The following is a 25,538-nucleotide window of genomic DNA, read 5'->3' as shown; positions in this document are numbered from 1 at the left end:
CCTGGACTCGGGAAGAACCTTTAACGCCGCTGGAACGTTAGGCAATCCGGCTGGCTTTGCTTCATCCCGACCTGGATGGAGGAAGCCGTGCACTCGTAATCCCGGTTGAAGGAGCAGTCGAAGGATTTGCAGGCGCACAACCCGGCCGGCCTCAATCAGGCCACGGCAAGCAGTGCCAGCGGAACAGCCAGCAGCCTGGGGCCGAACGAGACCACCTGTGCGCCCTGGGCGCCGTTATAGAGCAGGATGCCTCTGACGAACGGCTCTCCAACATCCGCCTGCAGTGCTTGCAGACCCTTGAAATGTGGTGGATGTCGGCCGGCAAGTGGCTGAATTTCAACCACCAGCTGGCTGAAATTCAGCCGCCAAGCGATCACAATTCAGCCATTAATCCCGCGGAGTCATTCCGAATATAGCCGAATATGGCCGAATGTGGCGCGGCGGCATGCTCGCCCGGCCGAGCAGGGCGGCCCGCTACCTGACCCCGCGGCAGGAGAACAGGATCTTGCCCACGACCACCACCGTGTCCAAGGGCAGCGGATCGGCCGCGTCCTGGCGTGCGGGCATGAACATCGGCTTGCCCTGGTGGATGCCCAGGCGGCGCAGGAGCAGCGTGCGGTCGACGCCGATGGCGTAGGTCTCGCCGTGGACCGGCTGGCGTTGGCTCGTGTCCAGGAAGACCATGTTGCCCGGCGCGATCTCCGGCAGCATGTCCTCGCCGGTCACCTCCAGGGCGACCACCTTGGTCCACTCGCCGCGCCTGGCCAGCCAGTCCCGCTCGAAGGCATGGGCGGTGCGCGGCTGGGAGAAGGCGATTTCGTTGCCTTCCGTGAGCCAGGGCAGGATGAGCGGAGGCGAGTACCAGAAGCTGGCCTGGTGCCTGCCGCCCGCCTCGCTGGACCCGTGCACCACGCCGAACGGCGAGGCCCCGGGCGGCAGGAGCATGCTTGCACAGCCGCCCTGGGCGCTGTGGATGACCGCCCTGGCCAGCCCCTCGGCCTCGGCCGCGGCGGTATGCCCGTCTTCCGGGCGCAGCAGCTTGTCGGCGTCGATGCCTTTATGGCGCAGCGTGGTCAGCCAGCTGTCCGGGATGCTGTTGCGCAGCTTGGCCGAGTTGAAGGCCTGCCGCGATATGCCCAGGAAGCGCGCCAGGTCCGGTCCGCTCCTGGCGCCGGTCTCGGCCAGGGCCCTGCGCATGAATACGGCGAAATCGGAAGTCTGTTTCATACCCTGCTACATTGACAAAAAGTATGACATTGCGTCCAGAAGCGACATAAATTTCAAAACACATTGACACATCGCGCCGCAAGCGTATAGACGGCAAGATAAATTGACAAGACATGTTGTCAATAACAGTAAGGCATTAGCCGCGCGAACTAAACATGTTTACCATCCGGAAGCAAGCGAAATGACTGAGCTTGAGCGCCACCTCATGATCGAGCGCTACCTCGTGGAGAACAGGACGTCGCGCAACAAGCTGGCCCGCAAGGTCGGCTGCGACCGCTCGTGGATCACGCTCGTGCTCAAGCATGGCGCCAGGCCGTCCAAGCGGCTGCGCGATGCGCTCCTGGCCCAGGGCGTGCCCGAGGAGCTGCTGGCGCCGGCCAGGCCCGACAGGCCTGACAGAACAGACGGAACGGACAGAACGGACAGGCCGGCCAAGCTGGAAAGGTTGGACAACTTGGACAGGCCGGACAGGCCGGCCAAGTCGGGCGGGCCAGGTGGGCCAGGTGGGCCAGCTGGAATAGCCGGCGATGACAACAAGCCCAAGGACGAAGCCCGGCCGGACGATGCGGCACCCGAGCATGCCGCGAACCGCTAACAGCGCACGGAGCACGCTCCGCACGGGCCCCGCGGCCCTGCGCGCAAGGAGTCAGCAGCATGCCTGCCCACCCCGAGCCCGCCGCGCCTCATGTGCCTGACGCGCATGAGGCGCCCGATGCGTCCGACGCGCATGACCTGCCTGACGCACACGACGCGCCAGGGGACACCGCGTTCGCCCCGCGCCTGGAAGCCCTGGAACGCATGGTGGTCCGCCAGCAGGAGTCCCTGGACCAGCACGCGCGGCTCATCCACCGGCTGCGCATGGAACTCCTGGCCCAGCGCCGCTGGGACAGGGACCAGCGGCAGGACCAGAATCAGCGCAGCGCAGGGAAGGATTGAGCGGGCGGGCTCGAAAGCCTGCCGCGACCCCGGCGGCCGGGGTTGGAATGCAAGCCATCAAGAAGGCGGCCTACATGGGCCGCCTCTTTCATTTTCCTTCTCCTCTTCTCCTCCTCTTATCCCGCCTATCCCCCCGAAGTAGCGCGCATATCCTGCACCGCGCCATCCTCTCTTTTGCTCCTCCCGGTTAGTCTCCCGTCTGTCTGACCGCCCCATATCCGGGGCCGCACCAAGCCACAAGGGAGACCGCATGCACAGCTTTGCTTTGCGCACGATCTCGGAGCAGGGCGTCCTGCCCGTGATGCTCCTTGGGCTCCTTGGGCCCATCCGGTCCATTTGGCCCAGCCGGCTATTTCGGCGCCTGCACCAGCAGCTTGGCCGGTGTTTGCGCCAGTTTCTGCGCCGGTATCCGTCCCGTCCATCTCAGCCGTCCCAGCCATCCGATGCATCAAGGGAGGCGCGGCCATGATCGCCTTGCTCATGGACAGCCTGAAAGGGCTCCTGCAGGAGCGCCTGGCCGATGTGCGCCTGCCGGCCGTGAACCAGACCGTGCGCGCCGCGCCCGTGGTGCACCTGGGCTGGCTGCCGCCGCCCTCGCTCGATGCGGGCCCTGAAGCCGAGGCCTATCCCTATGTTCTCCTGCGCTGGAGCGCGGGGCAGGACGAGGAGGGGGCCAGCCTGGAGACCGTGCGCATCGAGGTGGGCGTTTACGGCGCGAATGCCCAGGCCGGCCAGGACGTGCAGGAGGTCCAAGCGTACGTGCTCAACCTCCTGGCGCGCGTGCGCCTGGTGCTGCGCGAGACGCGTCGGATCGACGGCTGGGAGCTGACGCTGCCCATGGACAGCCTGCTGGACGAGGAGGCTGCCTGCCCCTTTGGCCGGGCCAGCATCGTGACCACCTGGCGCACCCCTGCGCCGGAGCAACCCCAAGAGGAGGATTTCTATGGCCAAGACTACGGCCAGGACCAGCAGGAGCAAGGCTAGTCCCGAGACTTCGGGCAAGCCTGCGGCCAGGCCCAGGTCCAGATCGGTGACCCGGGCCGCGCCCGCGCCTGCCGAGGCCGTCATGTACATCGGCCCGGCCAGGCTGGGCCGGCTGCACCTGCAGCGCAACACCGTGTTCAGCGGCGGAATCCTGCCCGCCCAAGTCCAGGCCCTGGCCCAGGCCTCGGCCGAGTTCGCCAGCCTCATCGTGCCGCTCGGCAAAGTCGGCGAGGCCAGGCAAATGCTGCGCAACCCCAAATCCGAGCTGGCCCGGGCCCATGCCGCCGTGGCCAGGATGGAGGTCTAGCCCATGAGCTACAAGCATGGCGTCTATGCATCCGAGATCCCGACATCCCTTTTGCCGCCCAGGAGCGTGAGCGCCGGGCTCATCGTGGCCTTCGGCTCCGCTCCGGTGCACCTGCTCGATGCGGGCAAGGCCAGGCCGGTCAACCAGCCCGTGCTGTGCTCCACCTACGCAGAGTTCGTGGACCAGCTCGGCTGGAGCGATGACCTGTCCGCCTACACCCTGTGCGAGGTGGCCAAGGTGGCCTTCGGCCTGTACGGCGTGGGCCCGCTGGTGTGCATCAACGTCTTCGACCCGAGCACGCACAAGACCGCCGTGGCGGCCGAGGCCGTGACCCTGAACGGTTCGGGCACGGCCCAGCTGGCCCACGTCGGCCTGGTGGCCAATCCCGTGGTCAGCAGCCAGGACGGCCTGACGACCTACGTGCTGGGCCCGGACTACACTGTGGACCTGGCCCTGGGCACCATCACACGCCCCAAGGACCCCGTGGACCCCGAGGCTCCTAAGTCCGCCATCCCGACGGGCGCCAGCCTGCAGGTCAGCTACGAGTACGGCGACCCCTCCAAGGTCACGGGCAACGACGTCATCGGCGGCGTGGACGCCGAGACGGGCAAGCGCACGGGCCTTGAGCTCGTGCACGAGGTCTTCCCGCGCCTGCGCCTGGTGCCCGGCCAGATCGTGGCCCCCAGGTTCAGCATGCAGGCTGGCGTGGCCATTGCCATGGACGCCAAGTGCGAGGGCATCAACTCCCTGTTCCGGGCCATCGCCCTGGTGGACATCGACGATACCGTGGTGAGCAAGTACGCCGACGCGACCAAGAACAAGGAGATCAACAACCTGACCTCCGAGAACCTGGTAGTCTGCTGGCCCAAGGTCAGCGTGAGCGGCGTGCAGCACCACCTGTCCACGCACCTGGCCGCGCTCATGGCCTCCATCGACGCGGACAACGACGACATCCCCTACCGCAGCCCGAGCAACAATCGACTCATGATCGAGGGCGCCAAGGCTGGTGGCGTGGACGTGTACCTGGGCCTGGACCAGGCCAACTACCTGAACGGCCAGGGCATCATCACGGCCATCAACTGGGACGGCGGCTGGAAGGCCTGGGGCAACCGCACCGCGGCCTACCCGAGCGTGACCGATCCCAAGGACGCCTGGATTCCCATCCGCCGCTTCTTCGGCTGGTACGCCAACCGGCTCATCCTGACCTACTTCCAGAAGGTGGACTGGCCCATCCGGCGCCGGCTCATCCAGACCATCGTGGACAGCGAGAACGTGAACCTGAACGGGCTGACCAGCCGCGAGATCATCAACGGCGGCCGCGTGACCTTCCTGGAGGCCGAGAACCCCGTGACCGACATCATGGACGGCGTGCTGCGCTTCCACGTGTACCTCAACCCGCCTGCGCCGGCCCGGGACATCGAGTTCGTGCTCGAATACGACCCGAGCTACCTGCAGGCCCTGTTCGGCTAGGAGGCCAAAGCCATGAGCAAGATTCCCGAGAAGATCATCGGCTTCCGCTGCTACCAGGACGGCGAAGTCCTGCTTGGCGTCGTGGACGCCCAGCTCCCCGAGCCCGAGCTCATGACCGAGACGGTCTCGGGCGCGGGCATCGCCGGCGAGTACGAAAGCCCGGTCATGGGCCACTTCAAGTCCATGACCACGACCATCAAGTTCCGCACGGTCACGGCCGCGGCCCTGCGCCTTGGCAAGGCTTCGGCCGTGCACCTGGAGCTGCGCGGCTCCATCCAGGTCCATGACGGCGGCTCCGGGCGCCTTACGCCCATGCCCCTGCGCGTGATCGTCAAGGGCCTGCCCAAGAAGAGCGGCCTGGGCAAGCTCGAGGTGGGCAAGCCCATGGACGCCGAGTACGTGTTCGAGACGACCTACTTGAAGGTCGAACTGAACGGGAAGGAGGAGCTTGAGATCGACAAGCTCAACTACATCCACAAGGTGGGCGGCGAGGATCAGCTCGCCGAGGTCCGCACCCAGCTGGGCATGTAAGGGGCGCACGTGAGCGACATACGCAGCATCACCCTGGACACCCCGGTGGACGTGGACGGCCAAAAGACCAGCCAGCTCAGCCTGCGCGTGAGCCGCAAGGTGCGCGACCGCCTGGCCGCGGCCAGGCTGGCCCGCGAGTCCTACGGCCGCGAGCACGGCAACGAGGAGACCGAGATCTGCCTGTTCGCCGTGCTGGCCGGAGTGCCCGTGCAGAGCATCGAGGAGCTGGAGATCGCGGACTACGCCAAGCTGCAGGAGGCTTACGCAGGGGACGGTTTTTTGTCCCGGAGCTCGAACTCCGGCGAGCCGTCCTCGCCCTCTGCCGCTACGCAGGCTGGGGATTAGGCGAGTGCCTGGAGCTGGACATGCGGGAGCTGGCCGAGTGGCTGGAAGCGATTCCAACCGACGGCCGGCCCGGCAGTCCAGGATAGCGGAGAGCATGCGCCTGGCGGCCTGGGCACACAGCCCGGGCCGCCAGGCCCCACACAAGCCGGCGAGCGACTTCGCCAGGTCCAATGGCCGCCGCGAGGCGAGCGGCGGGGAGCTGAAGCATGGCTGAGAATAAAAGTACGCAGGACAGCGCAGCCGGGAAGGGCAGTCCCGCTCTGAAAGTGGAGCTTGGGGACAGTATCGGCCTCCTGTTCGATCAGATTCTGGATGAACTGCCCGAGAGCGAGCTGATCGACAGCTTCAAGCGCATCCGGGAGTCCGCCAAGCTCGGCGCTAAGCTCGGCGGCTTGAGCAAGTCGGTGGGCGCCTTCAAGGGTGGGGCGCTGGGAGGCCTGGTTCAGCTCGAAGCAGAGCTGCTGCCCTGGGCCAACCTTGAGCAGCAGGGCTGGCTGCGGCCCATGGAATCCCTCAAGTACATGTTCGACGAGGATGGGCGGAAGGAATTCGAAGCAAACATGCATACCAGGCAAGGATTGACGCGCCGTCTGGAGAATCTCGAACGTGCGAGAGGGCGCACTCCGTACAAGGATTTCATTGATGCGGACATCCGGGAGACGCGCAAGGCGCTGGACAAACTGGATCTCGATTACAAGGAGCCCTGGAGGCAGAGGGCCGAGGCGGAGATCGCACGCCGCAGGCCCTTGATCGACACAGTCCCTCCGCCCAAGCGGCATGGCTGGGATGAGACCCTGGCGAGCGCTTGGCAAGGCGGGACCAAGGGCGCAGAGCTTGGAGCACGCGTCGGCCCGCAGGGGCTGTTGGCGGGCGCAGGGCTCGGGACTTTCATCGGGCTTCTGTCGGATTACACGAAGTCGCCCATAGGCAAGCTGGGAGTCCAGGATCGCTTGAATTCCTGGCAAACCCTCAAATTCTATCTGAACCGGGATGCCGGCGCCGACTACCTGACCAAGATGCAGACCGACGAAGCCCTGCTCATGGAGCAGAGGCGGCGGGTCTCGCGGGCCAAGGCGGGCAGTTTCTATCGAGAAGACCGCGAGGAACACGACAAGACGCTCAGGAAAATAGACATCGAGATTGCCATCCAACGCGGCCTTAAGACGCCCCCGGACCCGTGGATGAAAAGCAGGCCGATCGGGAATGCGCAGGGCGTGACCACGATCGTGCCTGCCGCGCCGCGCGGCGCGAACCTGGGTGCAAGCATCAGCAACGGGCCGGCAAAGCGGGCAGGGCAGGGCGGAGTGGATTTCAAGCAATCCCCAAGCATCACAATGGTGACCGGCGCCCGGAGCTCGGCCGGAGTCGGCGCGGTCAAGCCTGCTCCTGCCGCGTCGCAGCTCGGCACAAGCATAAACAACCGGCCTCTGGACCAGTCGTTCAACATGGCCCAGGCCTCGCCCCAGGCCCTGCCTGTCTCTGCTTCGGCCCTGTCGCCCCAATCCGGCGGCTATGTGGCGCTCAACTACTCCCCGACCATCAGCATCGCGGCCGGCGCGCAGAACCCGGAGGCGGTCCGCGCGGCCGTGGACCAGGGCCTGCGGGCCGACGCGCGTGGGATAAAGACCGTGGTCCGCGAGGCTATGCGCGAGATCATGCGCGAGGAACAGAGCCGTGCTTTTGCCTAACCCATACACCACGACCCAGGGCGACACCTGGGATCTCATCGCCTATCGCCTGTGGAATGACGAGACGCGCATGCACCTGCTGCTGGCGGCCAACCCGCAGCAGCAGGAGGTGGCCGTGTTCTCGGCCGGCGTGGTTCTCAACGTCCCCGAACTGCCGGCTGCCGCGCCCGCGGCCACGCTGCCGCCCTGGAGGCGATGATGCGCCAGGCAGTCATGCGCATTACCTACCAGGGCAAGGACATCAGCAAGGACCTGGCCGCGTACCTGCTAAGCGCCAGCTACACGGACCATGCCGGCGGCATGGCCGACGACCTGACCATCCGCCTGCGAGACGACGAGGGGCTGTGGCGCGGCGACTGGCTGCCGCAGCCCACGGAGCGCGTGGAGGCCGTGCTCGTCGCCACGGACTGGCACGGGCCCAAGGACAATCACGAGCTGCGCCTGGGCAGCTTCGAGGTGGACGAGGTGCGCTTCAGCGGCGCGCCGGACGTGGTCGAGATCAAGGCCTCCAGCGCCTTCCTCACCCAGGCCCTGCGCCAGGAGTCGCGCAGCAGGGGCTGGAAGTCCACGAGCCTCAAGGCCGTGGCCGGACAGATCGCCAAGGAGGCCAAGATATCGCTCGACTGGCAGGCCCCCACGGCCTGCACCTTCGAGCGGTTGGACCAGCGCGACGAGTCGGACCTGTCCTTCCTGGACAGGCTGTGCCGCGAGCGCAGCCTGGAGCTCAAGGTCCACGACGGAAAGCTCGTGGTCTACTCGCCCAAGGACCAGGAGGCCCAGGCTCCGGCCATGACCATCGAGCGCGGCGTGGCCACGCTGTCCGGCTACTCGCTGGCATACAGGACCAGCGGGACGTACCGGGCCTGCGCGGTCATCTGGAAGGACGTGAGCAAGGCCGAGAACCAGCTGCACACATTCACGCCGACCGACGCGCCGGCCGTGGGCCAGACCCTGCACGTGCAGGGCCGCGTGGAGTCCCTGGCCGGGGCCCAGGAGCGGGCCCGGGCCGAGCTGCGCGAGGCCAACAAGGACGCCTTAAGCGGCGACATCCCGCTCATGGGCCAGCCGGGGCTGGCGGCGGGCATGGTCGTGAAGCTCAAGGGTTTCGGGTCGTTCGACAAACCCAACTGGTTCATCGAGCAGTGCGTGCACAGCCTGGACGCATCCGGCGGCTTTCGCACGGACCTGAGCATCCGCAAGATACTGGAGTACTGACATGCTGAAGGACATCGAACGCAGGATCCGCAGCCTGGAGGCCAGGCTCAACCAGAGCGTGCAGGTCGGCGAGGTTACGTCCGTGGACGCGGCCAGGGGCACGGCGCAGGTGCGCCTGGCCACGCCCGGCAACGCGGACGGCCTCATCACGCACGACCTGCCCGTGCTCGTGCGCAAGACCCATGCGGACAAGGACTACGCCATGCCCGACGTGGGCGAGCAGGTCCTGTGCGTGTTCCTGCCCATGGGCCTGGAGACGGGCTTCGTGCTCGGCAGCTTCTACTCCAGCCGGGACACCGTGCCCGTGGCCAGCGCGGACAAATGGCACGTGACGTTCAGTGACGGCACGAGCCTGGAGTACGACCGCAAGGAGCACACGCTGACGGGCTCGGTCCTGGGCGACGCGCGGCTCTCGGTCAGCGAAAGCGAGGAACCCGGCAAAGGCGGCAACATGCAGCTCGATGTGGTCAAGAACTTCACGGCCACGGTGGGCGGTGACCAGAGCGTGAGCGTGACGGGCAACCAGACCGGAACCGTGGGCGGGACCCTGAACATCACGGTCACGGGCGAGGCCACGGTCAGCGCGCCGAAGATTTCGCTCGTCAGTCCGGGCGGGTCCGTGACGCCGCTGGACGGCGTGGTCACCGGCAACTGCATCTGCGCCGTGCTCGGCATAAAGCACCCGCAGAAGTCCGCGGTGGTGTTTGCGAGCATGTAGTTAGGGCCATCTGGCCATGAACCGGAAAGGGCTTTGCCCTCCCCGGACCCCACCCGCCCCTGTCGGGAATGGAGAGGGCAGAGCCCTCTCCAAGACAGTGTGACGACAGCGCCCAGCACAAGGAGGAGCGCATGGCGACGAACGCCCAGGCCATCAAGGATGCCATCCTGAGAGAAATGGAAGGCCATGACCTGTTCGACACCACATATTCCGGGCTGCAACTCTTCGTCGAGTGCGTGGCCAAGGGTATCTATGCCGAGTTGCAGAAGCTGGAGGACATCGGCGGCACGCCGACCGTCCCGCCGGCCACGGCGCACAAATAGGAGAACCCCATGCAGGTAGGCAGTTTCGGGTCCATTGCCTTTGAAGTGTCCAGCCTGGGCACGCGCACCTTCCGCGACCTGGAGCGCAGGCAGGGCCTGCGCCACGCGCGGCACGAGGTGCTCGACGGCAGGCCGCGCCTGCAGACCCTGGGCCGGGACCTGGCCGAGGTGAGCCTGCGCATGCGCCTGGACACGGCCTTCCTGGCCGATCCGGCCGAGGAGCTGGAGCTTCTGGAGGATTGCCTGTCCGAGGCTGAGGAGCAGCCGCTCATCATCGGCGGCGTGAACCTGGGCACCTTCGTGCTCGTGGAGCTTTCGGAATCCTGGAAACAGACGACCGGCAAGGGCAAGCCCATGGTGGTCGAGCTGCAGGCCAAATTCATGGAGTACGCATGAGCGCTGAAATCGAAGTCACGACCACGCCCGTGCCGCTGGTAATCGGGGCGACCGGGCTGACCGAAATTCTGCAGAACGTGCGCGTCATCCTGGGCACGCCCAAGGGCAGCGTGGTCCTGGACCGCGCCTTCGGCGTGGACATGGGCTGGCTAGACGCGCCCACGCCCGAGGCCAAGGCCCGCTGCGCGGCGTCCATGGTGCAGGCCGTGCAACGTTACGAGCCGCGCGTGAGCGTGGCGCGCATCGACTGGCGCAACGACGCCACGGACGCGGGCGAGGGGCGGCTTAAGCCAGTGCTGCGCATCCGGGTCAAGGAGGGCGTGCTGTGAACCTCAAGACCCTGCCCGCGGTGTCCTTTTGCGAGACCGACGCGGCCAAGGTCAGGGACGCAATCCTGCTCGCGCATCAGGGATTCACGGGCCGCAGCCTGGCGCCCGGCGCGCCGGAGCGGCTGTTCCTGGAGGCCCTGGCCGCGATCGTCGTGCAGCAGAACGTGCTCATCGACCTGGCCGGCAAGCGCAACCTCGTGGCCCTGGCCGACGGCGAGTACCTGGACCACATCGGGGTGCTCTCGGACGTGCAGCGCCTGCCCGCTGTCCCGGCTCAGGTAACGCTACGTTTCTCCAGGCCCCAGGCCCCGGAGTACCCCGTGGCCATACCGGCCGGCACGCGGGCCACGCCCGACCATGTGCTCGTCTTCGAGACCACGGCCCCGGCCGAGATAGAGGCCAACAAATTCCACGTGGACGTGACGGCCCGATGCCGGGAAGCCGGCACGCTCGGCAACGGCTACGTGACCGGCCAGATCAACCGTCTCATGGACGCGCTGCTCGACGTCACGGCCGTGACGAACACGACCGAGAGCGCGGGCGGCTGCGACGAGGAGGATGACGAGCACTTCCGCGAGCGCGTGGTCATCTCACCCGAGTCGTTCTCCACGGCCGGCCCGGCCGGGGCCTACGTGTACTGGGCCAAGAGCGCCAGCGCGCTGGTCTCGGACGTGTCCGTGCACTCGCCGGCTCCGGGCGTGGTCGAGGTCCGGCTGCTGCTGGCCGGCGGCGAGATCCCGGGCCAGGACATCCTCGACCTTGTCAAGGATGCGCTCACGGCCGAGAAGCGCCGGCCGCTCACGGACAGCGTGGAGGTCCTGGCCCCGACGCCCGTGCCCTTCGACCTGGACGTGACCTACTGGGTCTATGCCGAGGACAAGCTGGCCCTGGCCTCCATCCAGGCCGCGGTGAACGCGGCCGTGGACGAGTACGTGGCCTGGCAGTCGGCCAGGCTCGGCCGGGACCTGAATCCGTCCGAGCTGATCGGCCGCATCAGGGCTGCCGGGGCCAAGCGGGCGGAGGTCGCCTCTCCGGCCTACACGGCCCTGGACCTGAGCCAGGTGGCCCGGCTCGGCAGCAAGAATGTGAGCTATGGAGGCCTGGAGGATGAGTAGGAAGCTTGTCGAGGTCGGCCTGCTGGAGTTCCTGCCGCCATCTCTTAGCGGCGACGAAGCCGTCAGGGCCGCGGCCCTGGCCCTGGACGCCAGGCTGCGCGGCGTGCTCGCCTCCAGCCGCAATAGCCTCCTGTGGGCGCGCATCGACGAGCTGGACGAGGCCGTGCTGACCCACCTGGCCGCGAGGCTGCACGTGGACGTGTGGGACCCTGACTGGAGCCTTGCGCGCAAACGCACGGCCGTGCGCAACGCGGTGCAGGTGCACCGCTACAAGGGCACGGCCCAGGCCGTGCGCCTGGCCCTGGCGCCGTTTGCCGCCGTGCGCATGGAGGAGTGGTTCGAGTACGGCGGAGCCCCGTACACCTTTCGCGTGCTCGTGGACACACAGGTCGGAAGCGAAGCGCTCTACCAGGACATCCGCAAGGCCGTGAACGAGGTCAAGAACGTGCGCAGCCACTTCGAGGCCATCCGCCTGCCCCGCGAGAGCACGGGCAAGGCCGGCATGGTCGGCATCCTCCATGCGGGCTATCGCCTGACACTGTCCTGACAGCCCGTTGAAAACGGGCTGTCAGGGCCAGGACGGCCCACCGGGTGCGAAGCAATCGTCCGTAATGGTGGAGTTTTACTACACCATTACGGAGTTGAACGAGTCCAGGACGGACTCGTTCAACGTCAGCTAAAGGAGCAGAGCAATGCCGAATTTCGCTACATTTACCAAGACCCTCCAGGGCCTGGCCCTGGACAACAAGCTGGCCTTCGCCGGCTCGGTCCTCGACCTCACGAACCTGGCCGCGGGCTCCGGGATCTGGCCCGAAGGCACGGACCCGTCCACGCTCACGGCGCTTTTGGCCGAGCAGACGCGCGTGGCCGTGGGCGAGCCCGTGGCGCGCGGCGACGGCTCGTTCGAAGTCCACGGAGTCCTGAGCAACATCGGACTGGCCGCGGGCTTTGACTGGCAGGAGTGCGGCGTGTTCGCCCGGGACCCGGACCTGCCCCAGAGCTCGGACGAGATCCTGTACATGGTCACGCACGTCGAGGACCCGGCGCAGGCCGACTACATCCCGGCCCAGGGCGGCAACAACCTGGTGGAGCTCGATTTCACCTTCCTGATGCGCTCGGCCGCCGGCGTGCAGGTTCGAGCTGTGCTCGAAGACACGCTGGTCATCGCCACCAAGCGCGACGTGGAGAACCACGCCCGGTTCGCTCGGCTCACGGCCCTGACCGGCGGCGTGGCAGGGGCTTTGGACGCCATCTCCTGGGGCGAGTGCAAGGCCAAAGAGCTGGCCGTGGTGGAGACTTCGCCCGGAGTGCTCACCTTCTACCGCTTCGACAAGGACAGCCTGGCTGACGAGGCAGTGCCCGAAGTCATCACGCCGGACAGCGCCGAGGCAAACCCCGGCCGCTGGGTGCTCGCGCGGCCCGAGACGGCCCTGGCAGTGCTGGGAGCCACGAGCGCGGCCACTGCCGGCGCTTATATGCTGCGCGACAGCGCGGGCCGGGCCAAAGTCGCCGCGCCGCTTGCCGATGACGACATAGCCCGCAAGGCAGATATCAATGCCGCTACGCCGGCCGGGACCGTGGCCTTCTTCGCGCGCAGCAGCTCGCCCGAGGGCTGGCTCAAGTGCAACGGCGCGGCTGTGGGCCGCGCAACCTATGCCGGCTTGTTCGCGGCCATCGGCACATCTTTTGGAGCTGGAGACGGGAGCACGACATTCAAACTGCCGGATCTGCGCGGAGAGTTCGTCAGGGGGTGGGATGACGGACGGGGGGCCGATATCGGGCGAGTCTTTGGCAGTGCACAGGCGGATGCGTTCAGAGCACACAACCACAATCCGCAGATCTATGCGCACTGGGAAGGTGGACCAGGAGGCTGGTCACTCGACAGAGATAATCAAAGCTCGAATTGGCAGGGAATCTCGTCAAGCACTGTAGGTGGAGTTGAGACTCGCCCCCGCAACATGGCCCTGCTGGCCTGCATAAAATACTAGGAGTCGGTTATGCATATATATCATTATCATTTAGAAACGCATGAGTACCTGAGCAGCACGCCAGCCGACCTCGACCCCCTGGAAACCGAACTAGCCGGCGAGCCGCGCTACCTGATTCCCTCCCGGGCCACGGAGCAGACGCCGCCCGAGGTTCCTGCCGGCCATGCGGCCTGCTGGACAGGCCAGGGCTGGGAACTTGTCGAGGACCATCGAGGTGAGCGCTACTGGCTGCCCGAGGACGATTGGCAGCATGAGGGGCGCAGCATGGAGGACCTGGGGGCGCTGCCCGTGGGTGCCACGATGATCAGGCCCGAGATGCCCGAGGATATGCGCCTGGAGCGGCTGGCAGTTGCCGTGCGCGACGAGCGCGACCGCAGGCTCTCGGCCTGCGACTACCTCATGATGGCGGACTACACTATTGCCGAGGCCGGGCGCGCCGCATGGGCAGCTTATCGCCAGGCCCTGCGCGACCTGCCCGCGCAGGCGGGATTTCCGTGGGCCGGGCCGGACGATGCGGCTTGCCCGTGGCCGGGCGAGCCTAAGGCCCTTGGATAGAATTTTCGGGGCTCACTGGTAGGGATTGAATCCAAAATGATCTGCGAGCACCTGGTTGGTCTTATCGTTCTCGGTGGTCAACAATCCCAGGGAGCGCAGTACGCTGGCCGAGCGCTTCGTGCGGACCAGACCTGCCAGCAGCCCGTCCGACTTGCCGAAGCGCGGGTAGGACCGCTTGTTCAGGCTGAACAAGGTTTCTCCAGTCTCGATAATGGAGAAGAGGCTCTCGCCGTTGGCGATACGCGTGACAGACTCAATATGTGCATGCGTGCAGAACTTGAGGAAAAGGTCATCCTTGCAGAAGGCCAGTTCGTTGCAGCCATCAAATATGGACAGGTCTGGGAAGAAGCCGCGCCTGTAGGCCACACCTCCCACGCCTATGGGCAAGAGCCGCTTGTCGCGAAGTTCGCGGTTTACATAGGGCCACTTCTTGTAGGGCCGGAGCCCTCCCAGAGCGTTCCTTCTGGGCTGCCGCGCGCGGCAACAGACAATGTCGCGCGGACGAGCCTCGGCGGCATTACCCAGCCGGTCCAGCCAATTCCGATTATAGATCACATCGTCGTCAGCGATGACGATCAAGTCATCCGGGGCCGAGACGATCTGTAGAAGGGGGAGCAACTTTCTGTAGGAGCCGGTGTTTGGTGCGAACCCGACGTGGAACATATCCGATTGAAGCTCCGCGATTTCATCCGGTATCGCGTCCACCCCCTTGTCCAAGGCAAAAGGCTCTCGCGAGAGCCATAGGTACAGCCGATACTCAACCTGCCTTTGTCGCAGCAAGGAGATGAGCGTGTAGTAGACGATGGGCATCCGAAAGGATGTCGAGGTCAGTGAGACATGGATCATAATGGAGATACCTTTCAGGTTTTAGGGTCTGCAGCTGGTATTATGGCAGCGATAGAAAACGAGTTTATTCAAGGACCTGGTGTGATGCCGTGATCGTAAAAAAATCTTGTAGTAAAACTACCTGAAGCGACAGACATCATGCGCTGTTTGGGAACCCTCCCGCGGGTTCTGGATCATCAACTTTGCGGAGCGTAGATGAATAGGAGTAGTCAGTTTTCTTTATGCAGTGGGGAGATCTGTTTCCATTCCCATCGACAAGGAATGAACCTCCGCCTCCATAATAATGAACATCATCGCAGATTGGGCATCTGAATATGAGCTGGCCATGGTGTCTGTGGCATGGGTCGTCTTCGGAAAGCGGACACCAACCTCCAACATGAGATCGCGTGTAGTTTTACCGTGGCACGCTACACCTACAGAACGGACTATGCCCCGAGTTTGAAAAGGCCGTCAAGTAGGCTGTCTACGGAGCTGAAGGGGTTCAGCGGGAGGCAAAGTCTGCTGTCGCAGGTGTTAGTATTAGGGCTTGTCGTAGATCTTGTTGCGATTGCCTACCCGCACCACCAGGACGAGCAGCTCGTCATCTTCGAGCCTGGCCAGGATGCGGTAATCCCCCAGCCGCCATCTCCAGAATTCCCGCAAATGGCCTTTGAGTGGACCGCCCAGGGCTCGCGGGCTCGGCGCGACCCGCTCGCGCAAAAACTCCGTGATGCGCCCGGCCTCCCGTGCGCCCAGTTTGTTCAGCTCCTTGTGCGCCTGCGGCGTGAAGCTAATCCGCCAGGCCAAGGTCTTGCTCCACTACCTCCAGCGGGATGGGCTTCTCGCCGCTCTTCACGAAGTTCTCGTAGGCGGTCTCGGCCAGGTAGGCGTCTTCCAGGTCCCCGAGCGCGCGCTCCAGGGCCTCGCGCATGAAATAGCTCTTGGGCCTCTTGGTGGCCTGGGCCAGGGCGGCCAGACGCTTGGATAGATCGTCTGGCAACTGGACGGAATGCATTTGCGGCACAGTCCTTCCTCCTGCTTATTAAGCTTATTAACCTTAATAAGAAGACAGGCCTCAGTCAAGGAGGGTGCAGCCTATCGCCAGGCCCTGCGCGACCTGCCGCAGCAGGCTGGGTTTCCCTGGGCCGGGCCGAGTGATGCGGCCCGCAGGGGCCGGGTGAGCCGGCGTAAGCGCGGCCCGAATCTTTCGAAGCCGGAAATGACGAGGCGACCACGCGTAGGGGCGGGTTTGAAACCCGCCCTTACAAAACCGCCCCTACATCGGACCAGACGAGGGCGGCCCAGGCGGGCCGCCTCCAACAGCAACTGCTACACCGAATCGCGGTAATAGAGCACGGACTGAGCGCTCATGCGCTTGAGGATTTCCTTGCCCTCGGCCTTCAACTCCATGCGCAGGAGCTGCTTCTCGCCGAAGCGGATGGCATCGGTGAGGCAGACCTGGGCACAGACTGGCTTCTGCCCGCCATGCACAAGATCCCAGCACATATCGCACTTGTGGGCCTTGTTGCGCGCCGCATCGAACTGGATTACCCCGTAGGGGCAGGCCTTGAGGCAGTCCCCCGAGCCCTGGCACTTGCCCTGGTCGATGCGCACGATGCCGGTCTGCTCGTCCTTGCTGATTGAGCCGGACTTGCAGGCCTTGACGCAGGGCGCGTTGTTGCAGTGCTGGCAAGGCACAACCCAGGATTCCAGTTTGAGGTTGGGGAAGCTCCCCTCCCGCCTGCTCTCCACACGCAGGTAGTACGGCATCTTCCCGGGCATGTCCGAAGCGTGGTCCGTGAGCCCGTGGTAATTGCGGCAAGCCGCCACACACGTCTTGCAGCCGATGCACCGTGACAGGTCTATGGCCAGGCTGAGCTGATTCATGGCGATCCTCCTCTAAAGCAGACTGCTTTTAAGAAGCACGCTCCGGCGCTCGCGGCGCAAGTGGATTGCGCCTGCGCCTACGCGCGGCGGCAAGCCATGCCGACGCATGGCTTGCAGAGCATTTTCAAAAGCAAATGCTCTAATGCTCCAGGCGTACGCGGGTCGAGACATGCGACTCGCCGCCGACCAGGTCTTGCCAATCCAGCGTCGTCCCGGAGTCCGGGATAAGGGCATTGTCGCTCACGCCTCCGCCGCCGGCAGCCACCCGGCCTATGCTGGAGCCGAAGCCGTGGTGCAGGCCCAGGCAGTCCGGCCGGATGCGCTCGGTGCACTTGGCCCGCACGCGGACCTGCCCGCTACGCGAGCGCAGGGTGACCAGGTCGCCGTCCTTGATGCCCTCCTTGCGGGCCGTGGCGGTGTTGATGAGCAGCGGGTTGTCCCTGAAGCCGCCGACAGGGTCGCGCAGCTGCGGGTTGTTGTGGGTCCACTGTCCCGAGCCCTGATGGAATATGGTCCGGTAGGAGAGCAGGACATAGGGGTACTGCTCGGCATCGACCCTGTACTCGGGGGCCAGGTCGACCCGTGGCAGGGCCTGGCCGACCTCCTCCAGGTCCTCCCAGTAGAGGTGCACCTTCCCGCTGGGCGTTCCGAATCCCCCCGCCTTCTCGTACTTGCGAAAGCCCAGGGTGCCGGGAGACCACAAGCCGCCCAGGTCCTGGAGCTTTTTGACCGAAAGCCCGAGCCCCGTCAGCTGCCTGTCGTAGAACTCGACGTCGTCCTTGAAGGCGAAGTACTCGGGGCAGAGCCGCTTGCCGAGTTCGATGAAGACCTCGTTGGAGTGGCGGCAACCCTCGGGCGCCTCGACCACGGGCTGCCGCAGGCCGATGCCCTGGCCGAAGTTGTACCACCAGGGCATGTACAGGAGCTCCCAGCGCTCGAAGTAGGTCTTGTCCGGGAGGACATAGTCCGCGTACCTGGACGTCTCAGAGAGCATGATCTCGTAGCTGACCAGCATCTCCAGGAGGTAATTCCCCTTGGAGTCGGTCATGGTCGCGGCGCTGCGCCATTCCTCCTGGCCCATCTCGGTCAGGGCCGGATTGCACTCCGCGACGACGAGCACCTTCAGGTCGCCGTTCTTGATGGCCTGGGCCTGGTACCAGGTCGGCTCCATGATGAACGAGTACTTGGCGAACTTGTCCTTGTCCGGTCCGGTGCGGTGCCAGCCGCGCTCATGCAGGTTCGGGGCGGGAGGGACCGGCTCCACGGGCGCGAGCGGAGTCAGGTCGGGCAGGGGCTGGCCGCCGGGGTTGTCGATGTTGCCGGTCACGGCCAGGAAGTTGGTCCAGGCATGGCCGAAATCCATGGCCTGGCCGAGCATGATGCCCTTGAAACTGTCCACGCCCACGGAAGGCGCCGCGGCGCACATCTCGGCCAGCTTGATGATGTCCTTGGCCGGCACGTCGCAAATGCGCGACATGGCCTCGGGGGTCTTGTCGGCGAGGTAGTCCTTGAGCCGCTCGAAATCGCCCTCGCGCACCCAGTTCTCGACGAAGGACTTGTTGTGCAGGCCGTTCATGACGATGTGGTGGGTCATGCCGGTGAACAGGGCCGTGTCCCCCGAGGGCCTGATGGGAATCCACCAGTCCGCCTTGGCGGCATCCGCGGTGAACAGGGGATCCAGCACCACGAGGATGGCGCCCCGCGCCTTGGCCTCGAGGATGTCCCGGGGCACGGAGGCGTCGTCGAGGCAGCCGAAGGCGTGGCGGCCGGCCATGATCATGATCCCGCCCTTGGGCACGGTGAAGAAGGCCGGTGGGATGTGATGGTTCGGCACTCCGCCCATGGCCTTGATGAAGGCCACGATCTTGGCCGAATCGCAGTGCGGCAGGGCGGTATTGATGAACCCGCCGTACGCGTTCAGGAACCGCCACTTGGGGTCGGTGATCGAGTGGGGGAAGAAGCTCGCCGTGAGCTTGTGGGCCTCGCCGCGATCGCGCAGCTCCTGGAGCTTGCCGGCGATGGCGTCCAGCGCCTCATCCCAGCCGCACGGCTCGAAGCGGCCCTCCCCGCGCCTGCCCACCCGGCGCAGGGGCTGCGTCAGGCGATCGGCATTGTACTGCAGCGAGACTCCGGCCATGCCCTTGACGCACGCCTTGCCCCGGCCCCGGGGATTGCCGCGAACCTCCTTGAGGACGCCATCCTCCACCCGCGCCAGGATGGCGCATTCGGCCTTGCACTGGTAGCACATCGTGGGGACCCAACCATCTCTGAGCATACCATCCTCCTGATCTGTTGACAGACTGGTGAAAAATGCCGTCCTGGCTTTTTTCTCCTCCGCAAGGCGTAAGCTTTGCCCGCGCTCTTCGACAGGCTCTAATCCGGACCCGTTTCCTCGGCAGCCGGCCCGGCGCATCCTCCCGCGCTGCAGGGACGTTCCGCTGCAGCGCTCCTGACCAGCTTCACGCTGAAGAAATGATGCAGCGACAGGACGGCCAGGCCGGCCAGCATGAAGGCGAGGCCGGCGGCGTACAGCCCTTCGCTCCATGGCCTGGCGCACATGAGGACTGAAGCCAGGACGCATGTTCCGGCCCCGGCGATATCGGGCTTGTCCATGCCCAGCCTGAACCATGTTCTGCGTCCGGATTCGTCCGGAGCCGGGCACTCGAACCAGATCCGGTTCCAGGCCACCGAGAAAACAACCGCAAGGACGCCGCCCCAGGCCATGTGCAGGGGCAGGAGCAGATCCGGGGCGGGCAGGGGAAGGATGGCCGGGATCGCCGCCGTTGCGGCTGCCGGAGGATGATCCGCATCGAGGATCTGCATGAGGGCCGAGGCCAGGAGCACTGCCAGGCCGAGCTTGGCCGGGACAGCCAGGGACGTGCCGCCCAGAGCCCATTCACCCGCGTGGACGCCCAGCAGGCCGCCCACCGTGGCGATGAAATGGCCGACGATGACCGACTTGGGACGCGCCACCCGCAGGTAGGCGCATGTCGCGTTGATGAAGCAGGTCGCGGCCAGGGGAGGGTAAAGCACGCCGATACCGCAGCTGCCGGCCAGGATTGCAATGAGGGACAAGAGCAGCCCGCCGCCCAAGGAGCCCCACAGGATACGGGACAGGGAGATGACTCCGGGCCGATAGACGTCGGGCAGGAACTCCCTCCTCCTCGGTCTGGTGACTCGGACTTCGATCATGGTGCTCCCTGCCGGTGATCGGGATGATTCCGTGGGATGGCCCGGAACGGCATCCGCTCCGACCATGGCTCCCATTCAAGAGATGCGGGCGGCGCGGAAAAGGTTCGCTGAAGCGGAAGGAAAACAGTGCGGGTGAGTACGGAGCGGAAAAAAAGGGGCCTATGCAACACCCGGGGCAAGGAAATCCGCCAGGCTGCACGGCCGGTCGAGAATCCCGGCCTGGACTGCCAGCTGCATGGACTGTTCCGCCCTGGCCTGGTCAGGATCAAGATCGCGGTAGGAGATGAATCCGCTCTCGAGCACATGTCTTGCGGCGGTCACGTCCACGCCGGTATAGCGGGACTGGATGTCCGCGCTCTCCCGGGGGCGGGCGTGGACGTACTCTCCGGCGGACCTGAGCAGGCGGAGGTACTCGCAAACCAGCTGCGGCCTTTGCCCGGCAAAAGCCTGGGTAACCACGAGCACACAGCAGGTATGCCCCGGCACGATCGTGCCCGAGCGCACCAGCACGGCTCCCTCGCCTCGCGACTCGGAGAGCGTGCTCCAGGGCTCTGCGCAGAAGAAACCGTCGATCTCGCCACGCCTGAACGGCTGCTGCAGGAACGGCGGACTGAGGTATTTGGCGCGCGGGGTTCCGGGCTCGTCCTTGCCGAAGCCGAGAGCGGATTTGAGGAGCACGCCATGGGTGGATCTGGCGTGTGGCAGCCCGATGGTCGCGCCGTCCAGGACCCGAGCCCAATCCTGTCCCGCCGCTTTCCGGCCGAGCAGGGCCTTGCGCACGGTAATCGCGCTGCCTTCGTGGTGGCAGTCCAGGACATAGCGCAGGGGCGCGCCCCTGTTGCGCAGGACCATGGCCAAGGGGGCCATGATCATGGCCGCATCCAACGTGCCGTTGACCAGTGCCTTGGCCAGGCTGGTCCAGGACAGGAACTTGCGCAGCATGATGCCGAAGTTCGCCTGGTCGTGGCGCTGGTGCGCCACCATGGCCAGAAGATGGTCGGAGATGGGCAGGTAGCCGACCCGGATGGTCGAGGTCTCCTCTCCTGCAAGCTTGCGCAGGAGCTGCTCCCTGACTTCATGCAGGCGGCGCTTGATGGTTCCCACCGGCACGCCCAGGGCGGCCGAGATCTCCTCGTAGGGCCGACCATGGACGTAACGCTGCACGGCCGCCTCGCGATAGATTCCGTCGAGGGAGGCCAGGGTGGTCAGCACCATGTCCCTGGTCTGGAGCCTGGCGTAATGCTCCATGGGGTCCAGCTCATCCGAGGGCAGGTCCTCGACTTCTCCCAGGTCCGTGAGAGAAACGTCGCGCACTCTGGAGCGCAGCATCTGCGCGCAGCAGGTAGTCAGTATCGAGCGGAGCCAGGCAGGGAACGCGTCCAGCGAGCGCAGGCTCGGCAGGCTGAGGTAGGCCTTCAGGAAGGCCTCCTGCACGGCGTCTTCGGCAAGCCCCGCGTCGCTGCGCATCTGCCGCGCGGCCAAGGCCCGGGCCATCCCCGAAAAGCGCCTGACCACCTCAGAGAAGGCCTGACTGTCGCCCCGCAGGCTGTTTCGCAGCAACTCCTGGTAGCTGAGCAAGCCCCACCCCCAACACTCTCCAACCCTGACGTGCCCCGAGTATTGATACGGACGTTATCCTTGTTTGCGGCGCATGGATAGTAGGGGCGGGTTTCAAACCCGCCCTTACAACCCGCCCCTACAGGTAATCTGCACGCATAGTCTGCATTGCGCCATCCCGCCTTTCTTCCCTCTCACGTAGTCTCGCGCCTGCCTGACCGGTCCATCCGGGCCGGGATCATACACACATTACGGCTGGCGGGCCTGCCCGCAGGCGCTGCCGCCTGGAGCCGTCCGAAGGAGAACATAGCGTGAACCTCACAAACCTGCCCGAGGTCTCCTTCTGCGAGACCGACGCGGCCAAGGTCAGGGACGCCATCCTGCTGACGCACCAGGGCATCACCGGCCGCAGCCTGGCGCCAGGCGCGCCGGAACGGCTGTTCCTGGAGGCCCTGGCCGCGATCATCAGCCAGCAGCGGGTCATCATCGACGACACTGGCCGCCAGGGCCTCTTGGCCTATGCGCGCGGCGCGGCCCTGGACCACAAGGCCGCACCCTTCGTGGAACGCTTGCCGGCCAGCCCGGCGACGGTCCGGCTGTGCTTCTCCATGCCCACGTCGCAGTCCTTCGTGGTGCGCATCCCCAAGGGCACGCGAGCCACGCCCGACGGCCAGCTCATGTTCGCCACGCGCGAGGCCAAGGACATCCCCATCGGCCAGACGAGCGTGGAGGTGGAGGCCGAGTGCCTGGAGGCGGGCGCGATCGGCAACGGCTATGTGGCCAGACAGATCGCCAGGCTCGTGGACCCGCACGAGCGGGTCACGGCCGTTATCAACACGACCGAGAGCAGCGGCGGGGCGGATGTCGAGGACGACGAGCGTTTGCGCGAGCGCATCGCCCTGGCGCCCGAGTCCTTTTCCGTGGCCGGGCCCGAGGGGGCCTACGTGTTCTGGGCCAAGAGCGCCTCGGCGCTCATCGAGGACGTGGCCGTGCTCAGCCCGAGCGACGGAAGGGTCGAGGTCTACCCCCTGTTGAGCGGGGGGCAGGTGCCCAGCCCGAGCTTCTGCGCTGACGTGGCCAAAGTGCTCACGAACAAACAGGTGCGGCCGCTCACGGACCATGTCGCGGTCCTGCCGCCCTCGCAGGTGCAGTACGCAATCGAGCTGACCTACTGGCTGCGCAAGGAGGACGCCCTGGCCGAGGAAGCCATCCACGCGGCCGTGAATAAGGCCGTGGATGACTACATCCTGTGGCAGCGCGGCCGGCTCGGCCGCGACATCGACCCCTCGGAGCTCGTCTACCGGGTCAAGGCCGCGGGAGCCAAGCGCTGCCAGGTCACCAGCCCGGTGTACACGAGCCTTGCGCCCTCTGAGCTGGCCGTGGTGCCCGGCGCGGACCACGTGCATGTGGCCTGGGGGGACCCGGAAGATGAGTAAAATCCTGGCGGACATCTCCCTGGCCGAGCTGCTGCCTGAACCTTTACGGCGCGACGCGACCTATCAGGCCGCTGCCAAGTCCTTGGACGCGGAGCTGCAGGCCGTGACGACGGCCGCGCGCAGCATCGACGTGCGCACCCGCCTGGACGAGCTGCGCGAGCCCCTGCTGGCCCATCTGGCGGCCGAGCTGCACGCGGACCTGTGGGACCCGAAGTGGAGCGAGGCGCAGAAGCGCCAGGCCATCCGCGACGCCCTGGCCGTGCACCGCACCAAAGGCACGCCCTGGGCCGTGGAGCGGCTGCTGGCCCCCTTGGCCGAAGTCGAGATGCAGGAGTGGTTCGAGTATGGCGGCCTGCCCTACACCTTTCGCGTGCTCGTGCACTCCACGGTCACGGAAGGCCGGACCTACGAGAAGATCAGCCAGGCCGTGAACCTGGGCAAGAACCTGCGCAGCCGCTTCACGGTCATCCGCGTGCCGCGCGTGAGCCAGGGCACGCTGCACATCGGCTGCGGCGTGCACATGGGCCTGCGCCAGACCATCGGCCCGGCCGTACCGAGCCTGTCGGCCAGGTCGGGCAAGACCTTCATCGGCGGGGCCGTGCACATGGGCCTGCGCTACACCATCCATTCGCAGTAGGAGGCAGACAAATGGCCAATTTCAGCGGGCTGGTCCTGACAAGGGCCGGCGCGGACCTGCAGGACAAGATCGCCACGCGCGGCGTGACGCTTACGTTCACGCGCGCGGCCCTGGGCGACGGCATGTGGCTGCAAGGTCTGGACCCCACGAGCCTGACGGCGCTCGTATCCGAGAAGCAGAGCCTGCCCATCCAGGGCCTGGCCGACACGGGCCAAGGCCAGCACACGCTCAGCCTGCTCGTGGACAACACGAGCCTGGCCACGGGCTTCATGCTGCGCGAGCTGGGCGTGTTCGCCAGCGACCCGGACCTGGGCGAGATCCTGTACCAGGTCAGCAGCGCGAGCAACCCGGACTATTTGCCGCCGGACGGTGGGGCCACGCACATCGAGATGAGCCTGGACCTGCACGTGGTCACGGGCTCGGCATCGAGCGTCACGGCGATCATCAACCAGGGGCTGGTCTACGCGACCAAGGCGGATTTGGCGGCGCACGCCGACAGCTTCAAGGGCTTTGCGTTGAGCGGCAGGCACGAGGCCTACACGGGCGACCTGGACGCCATCGAGCGCAACAGTCTGTATGCGGTCAGCCGCGACACTGTGCAGCACGCGCCCACGGACATGCCGGCAGGCGTGCAGGGCTTTGTGCAGACCATGGTCCAGCCGGACGGCGCGGCGCGCACGCAGCTTTTGTGGAGCGTGGACGATCCCGAGCATCCGGGCTGGTGGCGCAGGCGCGCGGCCGGGATCTGGGGCACATGGCGCGTAGTGGGCGGAGGCGGTCTGCCCGTGGGCACGGTGCTGTGGGTGCCGGGCACGACCCCGCCGCCCGGCATGCTGGCCGTGAACACCGGCGCGAGCGTCAGCCGCACGAGCTGGCCCGAGCTGTGGAAGTTCGTCCAGGCCTCGGGGCTGCTGCTGACCGAGGCCGAATGGCAGGCCCAGGCCGCGACACAGTCGAGCGTGGGCTGTTTTTCGAGCGGCGACGGCGCCACGAGCTTCCGGCTGCCCAGGCTGCGGGATTATCTGCGCGGAGCTGATGCGAGCAACGGGCGGGATGTGGGTGCGTGGCAGGCAGATGCAATCAGGGACATTACTGGGAGTATGACAGGAGCTCTGTGGGGGCAAGGGCAAAATTGGTCGGGGGCTCTATCCCGCACATTTAACTCAAATGATTCCCTCTCGGGCGGCACTGCAGGAAACAATAGAGCTGCTTTTGACTTTCGAGCTTCCCGCGTCGTCCCGACCGCCGACGAGAACCGCCCCAAGACCATCAACTGGCTGCCCTGCATCCAGGCGGCCAGCCTGCCAGTGGACTCCGGCACGGTTAACATGCTGGAGCTGGCCGGCGAGGTGGCGGGGAAAATTAATCGCAACGAGCTGCCTGACGTTAGTTCCTTGCCCATGTTCGCCTGTCGGGCCTGGGCGTGCATAAATGGAGCTGGCATTCCAGTCGTGCGTGCTGGCGGGAACATCGCCGGTGTCATTGATAACGGGACTGGCAATTACACGGTGCAGTTCGCAATGAATATGCCGGACACGGACTATTCCGTCGTGGGTTCAGACAACTATGGAACGGCTAATACAGTGCAACAAGTGATTGAGGTAGCCAATAAGACTGTCAGCGGGTTCGATGTGTATGTTTACACCGGCAGCATTGCCTTTGATTCTCAAAATGTAGCTTTGGCCATTTTTAGGTAGGAGGCTGATATGCAAGTTGTAATAATCCCAAATGGCCAGGGAGGCGTGCGCATAATTCATCCAGTTGGTGGCGACGTGTTGGAATACGCGCATCGGTTCGTCCCGGCCAGCGTACCATACCTTCTTGTGGATACATCGGCTCTTCCCACAGACCGAACCAACCGGGACGCCTGGGAGGCG

33 protein-coding genes are annotated in these 25,538 nt (G+C 65.7%); 23 read left to right on the top strand and 10 right to left on the bottom strand.

Annotation, left to right across the window (positions count from 1 at the left end; genetic code table 11):
- Positions 1 to 20: 20 nt before the first annotated feature.
- From H585_RS22895 to H585_RS0109405, 3 genes are all read right to left on the bottom strand, one after another.
- Positions 21 to 140, bottom strand: a complete 120-nt coding sequence (locus tag H585_RS22895) for a DUF1540 domain-containing protein (RefSeq protein ID WP_244432514.1) — start codon at positions 138 to 140, stop codon at positions 21 to 23.
- 15 nt (positions 141 to 155) lie between these two features.
- Positions 156 to 377 (bottom strand): hypothetical protein, encoded by a 222-nt coding sequence (locus tag H585_RS0109410; protein ID WP_027367633.1) that lies wholly within the window; start codon positions 375 to 377, stop codon positions 156 to 158.
- Positions 378 to 474: 97 nt separating this feature from the next.
- A complete protein-coding gene (locus H585_RS0109405) occupies positions 475 to 1,227 on the bottom strand; it encodes a S24 family peptidase (protein WP_027367632.1) in 753 nt (250 codons plus the stop codon).
- 181 nt (positions 1,228 to 1,408) lie between these two features.
- On the opposite strand from H585_RS0109405, the gene H585_RS0109400 reads away from it, so the two are divergent.
- The 19 genes from H585_RS0109400 to H585_RS23675 all read left to right on the top strand — a co-directional run bounded on the left by H585_RS0109400 (position 1,409) and on the right by H585_RS23675 (position 14,127).
- Positions 1,409 to 1,822, top strand: a complete 414-nt coding sequence (locus tag H585_RS0109400; RefSeq protein WP_027367631.1) for a hypothetical protein — start codon at positions 1,409 to 1,411, stop codon at positions 1,820 to 1,822.
- Positions 1,823 to 1,881: 59 nt separating this feature from the next.
- The gene (locus H585_RS0109395) at positions 1,882 to 2,163 is read left to right on the top strand and encodes a hypothetical protein (RefSeq protein WP_027367630.1); all 282 of its coding nucleotides are present in this window, start codon (positions 1,882 to 1,884) and stop codon (positions 2,161 to 2,163) included.
- Between the two features lie 465 nt (positions 2,164 to 2,628).
- A complete protein-coding gene (locus tag H585_RS0109390) occupies positions 2,629 to 3,147 on the top strand; it encodes a hypothetical protein (RefSeq protein WP_027367629.1) in 519 nt (172 codons plus the stop codon).
- The gene (locus H585_RS21280; protein WP_034627635.1) at positions 3,107 to 3,454 is read left to right on the top strand and encodes a hypothetical protein; all 348 of its coding nucleotides are present in this window, start codon (positions 3,107 to 3,109) and stop codon (positions 3,452 to 3,454) included. The genes H585_RS0109390 and H585_RS21280 overlap by 41 nt, the downstream gene beginning before the upstream one ends.
- A 3-nt stretch (positions 3,455 to 3,457) precedes the next feature.
- Positions 3,458 to 4,924, top strand: a complete 1,467-nt coding sequence (locus H585_RS0109380) for a phage tail sheath family protein (protein ID WP_027367627.1) — start codon at positions 3,458 to 3,460, stop codon at positions 4,922 to 4,924.
- Between the two features lie 12 nt (positions 4,925 to 4,936).
- Positions 4,937 to 5,455, top strand: a complete 519-nt coding sequence (locus tag H585_RS0109375) for a phage major tail tube protein (protein ID WP_014261460.1) — start codon at positions 4,937 to 4,939, stop codon at positions 5,453 to 5,455.
- A gap of 9 nt (positions 5,456 to 5,464) precedes the next feature.
- Complete coding sequence (locus H585_RS21275) at positions 5,465 to 5,800, top strand: phage tail assembly protein (protein WP_051183070.1); 336 nt, start codon at positions 5,465 to 5,467, stop codon at positions 5,798 to 5,800.
- A gap of 37 nt (positions 5,801 to 5,837) precedes the next feature.
- Positions 5,838 to 6,014 (top strand): hypothetical protein, encoded by a 177-nt coding sequence (locus H585_RS23250; RefSeq protein ID WP_154658849.1) that lies wholly within the window; start codon positions 5,838 to 5,840, stop codon positions 6,012 to 6,014.
- Complete coding sequence (locus tag H585_RS0109360) at positions 6,007 to 7,488, top strand: GAT domain-containing protein (RefSeq protein ID WP_027367626.1); 1,482 nt, start codon at positions 6,007 to 6,009, stop codon at positions 7,486 to 7,488. Before H585_RS23250 ends, H585_RS0109360 begins: the two co-directional genes overlap by 8 nt.
- Complete coding sequence (locus H585_RS0109355) at positions 7,475 to 7,687, top strand: tail protein X (protein WP_244432513.1); 213 nt, start codon at positions 7,475 to 7,477, stop codon at positions 7,685 to 7,687. Before H585_RS0109360 ends, H585_RS0109355 begins: the two co-directional genes overlap by 14 nt.
- Entirely contained in the window at positions 7,687 to 8,703 is a 1,017-nt protein-coding gene (locus H585_RS0109350) for a phage late control D family protein (RefSeq protein ID WP_027367624.1), read from the top strand. The genes H585_RS0109355 and H585_RS0109350 overlap by 1 nt, the downstream gene beginning before the upstream one ends.
- A 1-nt stretch (position 8,704) precedes the next feature.
- Positions 8,705 to 9,421: a phage baseplate assembly protein V gene (locus H585_RS22150; protein ID WP_051183068.1), complete on the top strand. Its 717-nt coding sequence runs from the start codon at positions 8,705 to 8,707 to the stop codon at positions 9,419 to 9,421.
- Positions 9,422 to 9,552: 131 nt separating this feature from the next.
- Positions 9,553 to 9,744 (top strand): hypothetical protein, encoded by a 192-nt coding sequence (locus tag H585_RS0109340; RefSeq protein WP_027367623.1) that lies wholly within the window; start codon positions 9,553 to 9,555, stop codon positions 9,742 to 9,744.
- Between the two features lie 9 nt (positions 9,745 to 9,753).
- Positions 9,754 to 10,140, top strand: coding sequence for a phage tail protein (locus H585_RS0109335; RefSeq protein WP_027367622.1), 387 nt, complete (start codon positions 9,754 to 9,756; stop codon positions 10,138 to 10,140).
- Entirely contained in the window at positions 10,137 to 10,469 is a 333-nt protein-coding gene (locus H585_RS0109330) for a GPW/gp25 family protein (RefSeq protein WP_014261452.1), read from the top strand. The genes H585_RS0109335 and H585_RS0109330 overlap by 4 nt, the downstream gene beginning before the upstream one ends.
- Entirely contained in the window at positions 10,466 to 11,584 is a 1,119-nt protein-coding gene (locus H585_RS0109325) for a baseplate assembly protein (RefSeq protein ID WP_027367620.1), read from the top strand. The genes H585_RS0109330 and H585_RS0109325 overlap by 4 nt, the downstream gene beginning before the upstream one ends.
- Positions 11,577 to 12,131 (top strand): phage tail protein I, encoded by a 555-nt coding sequence (locus tag H585_RS21265; RefSeq protein WP_051183066.1) that lies wholly within the window; start codon positions 11,577 to 11,579, stop codon positions 12,129 to 12,131. The genes H585_RS0109325 and H585_RS21265 overlap by 8 nt, the downstream gene beginning before the upstream one ends.
- Before the next feature lie 145 nt (positions 12,132 to 12,276).
- The gene (locus tag H585_RS23680; RefSeq protein WP_051183064.1) at positions 12,277 to 13,572 is read left to right on the top strand and encodes a phage tail protein; all 1,296 of its coding nucleotides are present in this window, start codon (positions 12,277 to 12,279) and stop codon (positions 13,570 to 13,572) included.
- Positions 13,573 to 13,581: 9 nt separating this feature from the next.
- On the top strand, positions 13,582 to 14,127 hold the full coding sequence (locus H585_RS23675; protein ID WP_051183063.1) for a tail fiber assembly protein: 546 nt from the start codon (positions 13,582 to 13,584) through the stop codon (positions 14,125 to 14,127).
- A gap of 12 nt (positions 14,128 to 14,139) precedes the next feature.
- Here H585_RS23675 and H585_RS0109305 read toward each other — a convergent pair whose 3' ends face one another.
- The 3 genes from H585_RS0109305 to relB all read right to left on the bottom strand — a co-directional run bounded on the left by H585_RS0109305 (position 14,140) and on the right by relB (position 15,967).
- Positions 14,140 to 14,973 (bottom strand): glycosyltransferase, encoded by an 834-nt coding sequence (locus tag H585_RS0109305; protein ID WP_138708176.1) that lies wholly within the window; start codon positions 14,971 to 14,973, stop codon positions 14,140 to 14,142.
- A 519-nt stretch (positions 14,974 to 15,492) separates the two neighbouring features.
- The gene (locus H585_RS0109295) at positions 15,493 to 15,759 is read right to left on the bottom strand and encodes a type II toxin-antitoxin system RelE family toxin (protein ID WP_027367618.1); all 267 of its coding nucleotides are present in this window, start codon (positions 15,757 to 15,759) and stop codon (positions 15,493 to 15,495) included.
- The gene (relB, locus tag H585_RS0109290; protein WP_027367617.1) at positions 15,743 to 15,967 is read right to left on the bottom strand and encodes a type II toxin-antitoxin system RelB family antitoxin; all 225 of its coding nucleotides are present in this window, start codon (positions 15,965 to 15,967) and stop codon (positions 15,743 to 15,745) included. The genes H585_RS0109295 and relB overlap by 17 nt, the downstream gene beginning before the upstream one ends.
- Between relB and H585_RS23825 the strand changes: the two genes are divergently transcribed.
- The gene (locus H585_RS23825; RefSeq protein WP_081678634.1) at positions 15,962 to 16,300 is read left to right on the top strand and encodes a phage tail assembly chaperone; all 339 of its coding nucleotides are present in this window, start codon (positions 15,962 to 15,964) and stop codon (positions 16,298 to 16,300) included. The genes relB and H585_RS23825 overlap by 6 nt on opposite strands.
- Here H585_RS23825 and H585_RS0109285 read toward each other — a convergent pair.
- The 4 genes from H585_RS0109285 to H585_RS21250 form a co-directional block, all read right to left on the bottom strand.
- A complete protein-coding gene (locus H585_RS0109285) occupies positions 16,282 to 16,839 on the bottom strand; it encodes a 4Fe-4S dicluster domain-containing protein (protein WP_027367616.1) in 558 nt (185 codons plus the stop codon). The genes H585_RS23825 and H585_RS0109285 overlap by 19 nt on opposite strands.
- A gap of 139 nt (positions 16,840 to 16,978) precedes the next feature.
- The gene (locus H585_RS0109280; protein ID WP_027367615.1) at positions 16,979 to 19,114 is read right to left on the bottom strand and encodes a molybdopterin-containing oxidoreductase family protein; all 2,136 of its coding nucleotides are present in this window, start codon (positions 19,112 to 19,114) and stop codon (positions 16,979 to 16,981) included.
- A gap of 98 nt (positions 19,115 to 19,212) precedes the next feature.
- On the bottom strand, positions 19,213 to 20,031 hold the full coding sequence (locus H585_RS0109275; protein ID WP_027367614.1) for an HPP family protein: 819 nt from the start codon (positions 20,029 to 20,031) through the stop codon (positions 19,213 to 19,215).
- Between the two features lie 159 nt (positions 20,032 to 20,190).
- On the bottom strand, positions 20,191 to 21,609 hold the full coding sequence (locus tag H585_RS21250; protein WP_051183061.1) for a sigma-70 family RNA polymerase sigma factor: 1,419 nt from the start codon (positions 21,607 to 21,609) through the stop codon (positions 20,191 to 20,193).
- A 290-nt stretch (positions 21,610 to 21,899) separates the two neighbouring features.
- Between H585_RS21250 and H585_RS0109265 the strand changes: the two genes are divergently transcribed.
- From H585_RS0109265 to H585_RS22130, 3 genes are read left to right on the top strand one after another with little or no spacing between them, the layout of a single operon-like run.
- Positions 21,900 to 23,024 (top strand): baseplate assembly protein, encoded by a 1,125-nt coding sequence (locus tag H585_RS0109265; protein ID WP_027367613.1) that lies wholly within the window; start codon positions 21,900 to 21,902, stop codon positions 23,022 to 23,024.
- Positions 23,017 to 23,661 carry a phage tail protein I gene (locus tag H585_RS22135; RefSeq protein WP_051183059.1) on the top strand — a complete coding sequence of 215 codons (645 nt, stop codon included), beginning with the start codon at positions 23,017 to 23,019 and terminating at the stop codon, positions 23,659 to 23,661. Before H585_RS0109265 ends, H585_RS22135 begins: the two co-directional genes overlap by 8 nt.
- A gap of 11 nt (positions 23,662 to 23,672) precedes the next feature.
- Entirely contained in the window at positions 23,673 to 25,358 is a 1,686-nt protein-coding gene (locus tag H585_RS22130) for a phage tail-collar fiber domain-containing protein (protein WP_051183057.1), read from the top strand.
- Positions 25,359 to 25,538: the final 180 nt, after the last annotated feature.

Origin of the sequence: Desulfocurvibacter africanus subsp. africanus DSM 2603, from assembly GCF_000422545.1 — a bacterium.
GTDB classification, from domain to species: Bacteria; Desulfobacterota; Desulfovibrionia; order Desulfovibrionales; family Desulfovibrionaceae; genus Desulfocurvibacter; species Desulfocurvibacter africanus.
Note: the sequence above shows the minus strand (reverse complement) of the source record. Positions and strands in the feature narration are given on the sequence as shown.

Coding starts and splice junctions, on each gene's coding strand:
- H585_RS0109280 (WP_027367615.1), bottom strand. CDS start 19,114: ATGCTCAGAGATGGTTGGGTCCCCACGATGTGCTACCAGTGCAAGGCC.
- H585_RS0109405 (WP_027367632.1), bottom strand. CDS start 1,227: ATGAAACAGACTTCCGATTTCGCCGTATTCATGCGCAGGGCCCTGGCC.
- H585_RS0109360 (WP_027367626.1), top strand. CDS start 6,007: ATGGCTGAGAATAAAAGTACGCAGGACAGCGCAGCCGGGAAGGGCAGT.
- H585_RS21265 (WP_051183066.1), top strand. CDS start 11,577: ATGAGTAGGAAGCTTGTCGAGGTCGGCCTGCTGGAGTTCCTGCCGCCA.
- H585_RS0109390 (WP_027367629.1), top strand. CDS start 2,629: ATGATCGCCTTGCTCATGGACAGCCTGAAAGGGCTCCTGCAGGAGCGC.
- H585_RS21280 (WP_034627635.1), top strand. CDS start 3,107: ATGGCCAAGACTACGGCCAGGACCAGCAGGAGCAAGGCTAGTCCCGAG.
- relB (WP_027367617.1), bottom strand. CDS start 15,967: ATGCATTCCGTCCAGTTGCCAGACGATCTATCCAAGCGTCTGGCCGCC.
- H585_RS0109330 (WP_014261452.1), top strand. CDS start 10,137: ATGAGCGCTGAAATCGAAGTCACGACCACGCCCGTGCCGCTGGTAATC.
- H585_RS0109375 (WP_014261460.1), top strand. CDS start 4,937: ATGAGCAAGATTCCCGAGAAGATCATCGGCTTCCGCTGCTACCAGGAC.
- H585_RS0109380 (WP_027367627.1), top strand. CDS start 3,458: ATGAGCTACAAGCATGGCGTCTATGCATCCGAGATCCCGACATCCCTT.
- H585_RS22130 (WP_051183057.1), top strand. CDS start 23,673: ATGGCCAATTTCAGCGGGCTGGTCCTGACAAGGGCCGGCGCGGACCTG.
- H585_RS23675 (WP_051183063.1), top strand. CDS start 13,582: ATGCATATATATCATTATCATTTAGAAACGCATGAGTACCTGAGCAGC.
- H585_RS23825 (WP_081678634.1), top strand. CDS start 15,962: ATGCATTTGCGGCACAGTCCTTCCTCCTGCTTATTAAGCTTATTAACC.
- H585_RS0109335 (WP_027367622.1), top strand. CDS start 9,754: ATGCAGGTAGGCAGTTTCGGGTCCATTGCCTTTGAAGTGTCCAGCCTG.
- H585_RS0109340 (WP_027367623.1), top strand. CDS start 9,553: ATGGCGACGAACGCCCAGGCCATCAAGGATGCCATCCTGAGAGAAATG.
- H585_RS0109400 (WP_027367631.1), top strand. CDS start 1,409: ATGACTGAGCTTGAGCGCCACCTCATGATCGAGCGCTACCTCGTGGAG.
- H585_RS22135 (WP_051183059.1), top strand. CDS start 23,017: ATGAGTAAAATCCTGGCGGACATCTCCCTGGCCGAGCTGCTGCCTGAA.
- H585_RS22150 (WP_051183068.1), top strand. CDS start 8,705: ATGCTGAAGGACATCGAACGCAGGATCCGCAGCCTGGAGGCCAGGCTC.
- H585_RS0109275 (WP_027367614.1), bottom strand. CDS start 20,031: ATGATCGAAGTCCGAGTCACCAGACCGAGGAGGAGGGAGTTCCTGCCC.
- H585_RS23680 (WP_051183064.1), top strand. CDS start 12,277: ATGCCGAATTTCGCTACATTTACCAAGACCCTCCAGGGCCTGGCCCTG.
- H585_RS0109350 (WP_027367624.1), top strand. CDS start 7,687: ATGCGCCAGGCAGTCATGCGCATTACCTACCAGGGCAAGGACATCAGC.
- H585_RS0109395 (WP_027367630.1), top strand. CDS start 1,882: ATGCCTGCCCACCCCGAGCCCGCCGCGCCTCATGTGCCTGACGCGCAT.
- H585_RS0109305 (WP_138708176.1), bottom strand. CDS start 14,973: ATGATCCATGTCTCACTGACCTCGACATCCTTTCGGATGCCCATCGTC.
- H585_RS0109285 (WP_027367616.1), bottom strand. CDS start 16,839: ATGAATCAGCTCAGCCTGGCCATAGACCTGTCACGGTGCATCGGCTGC.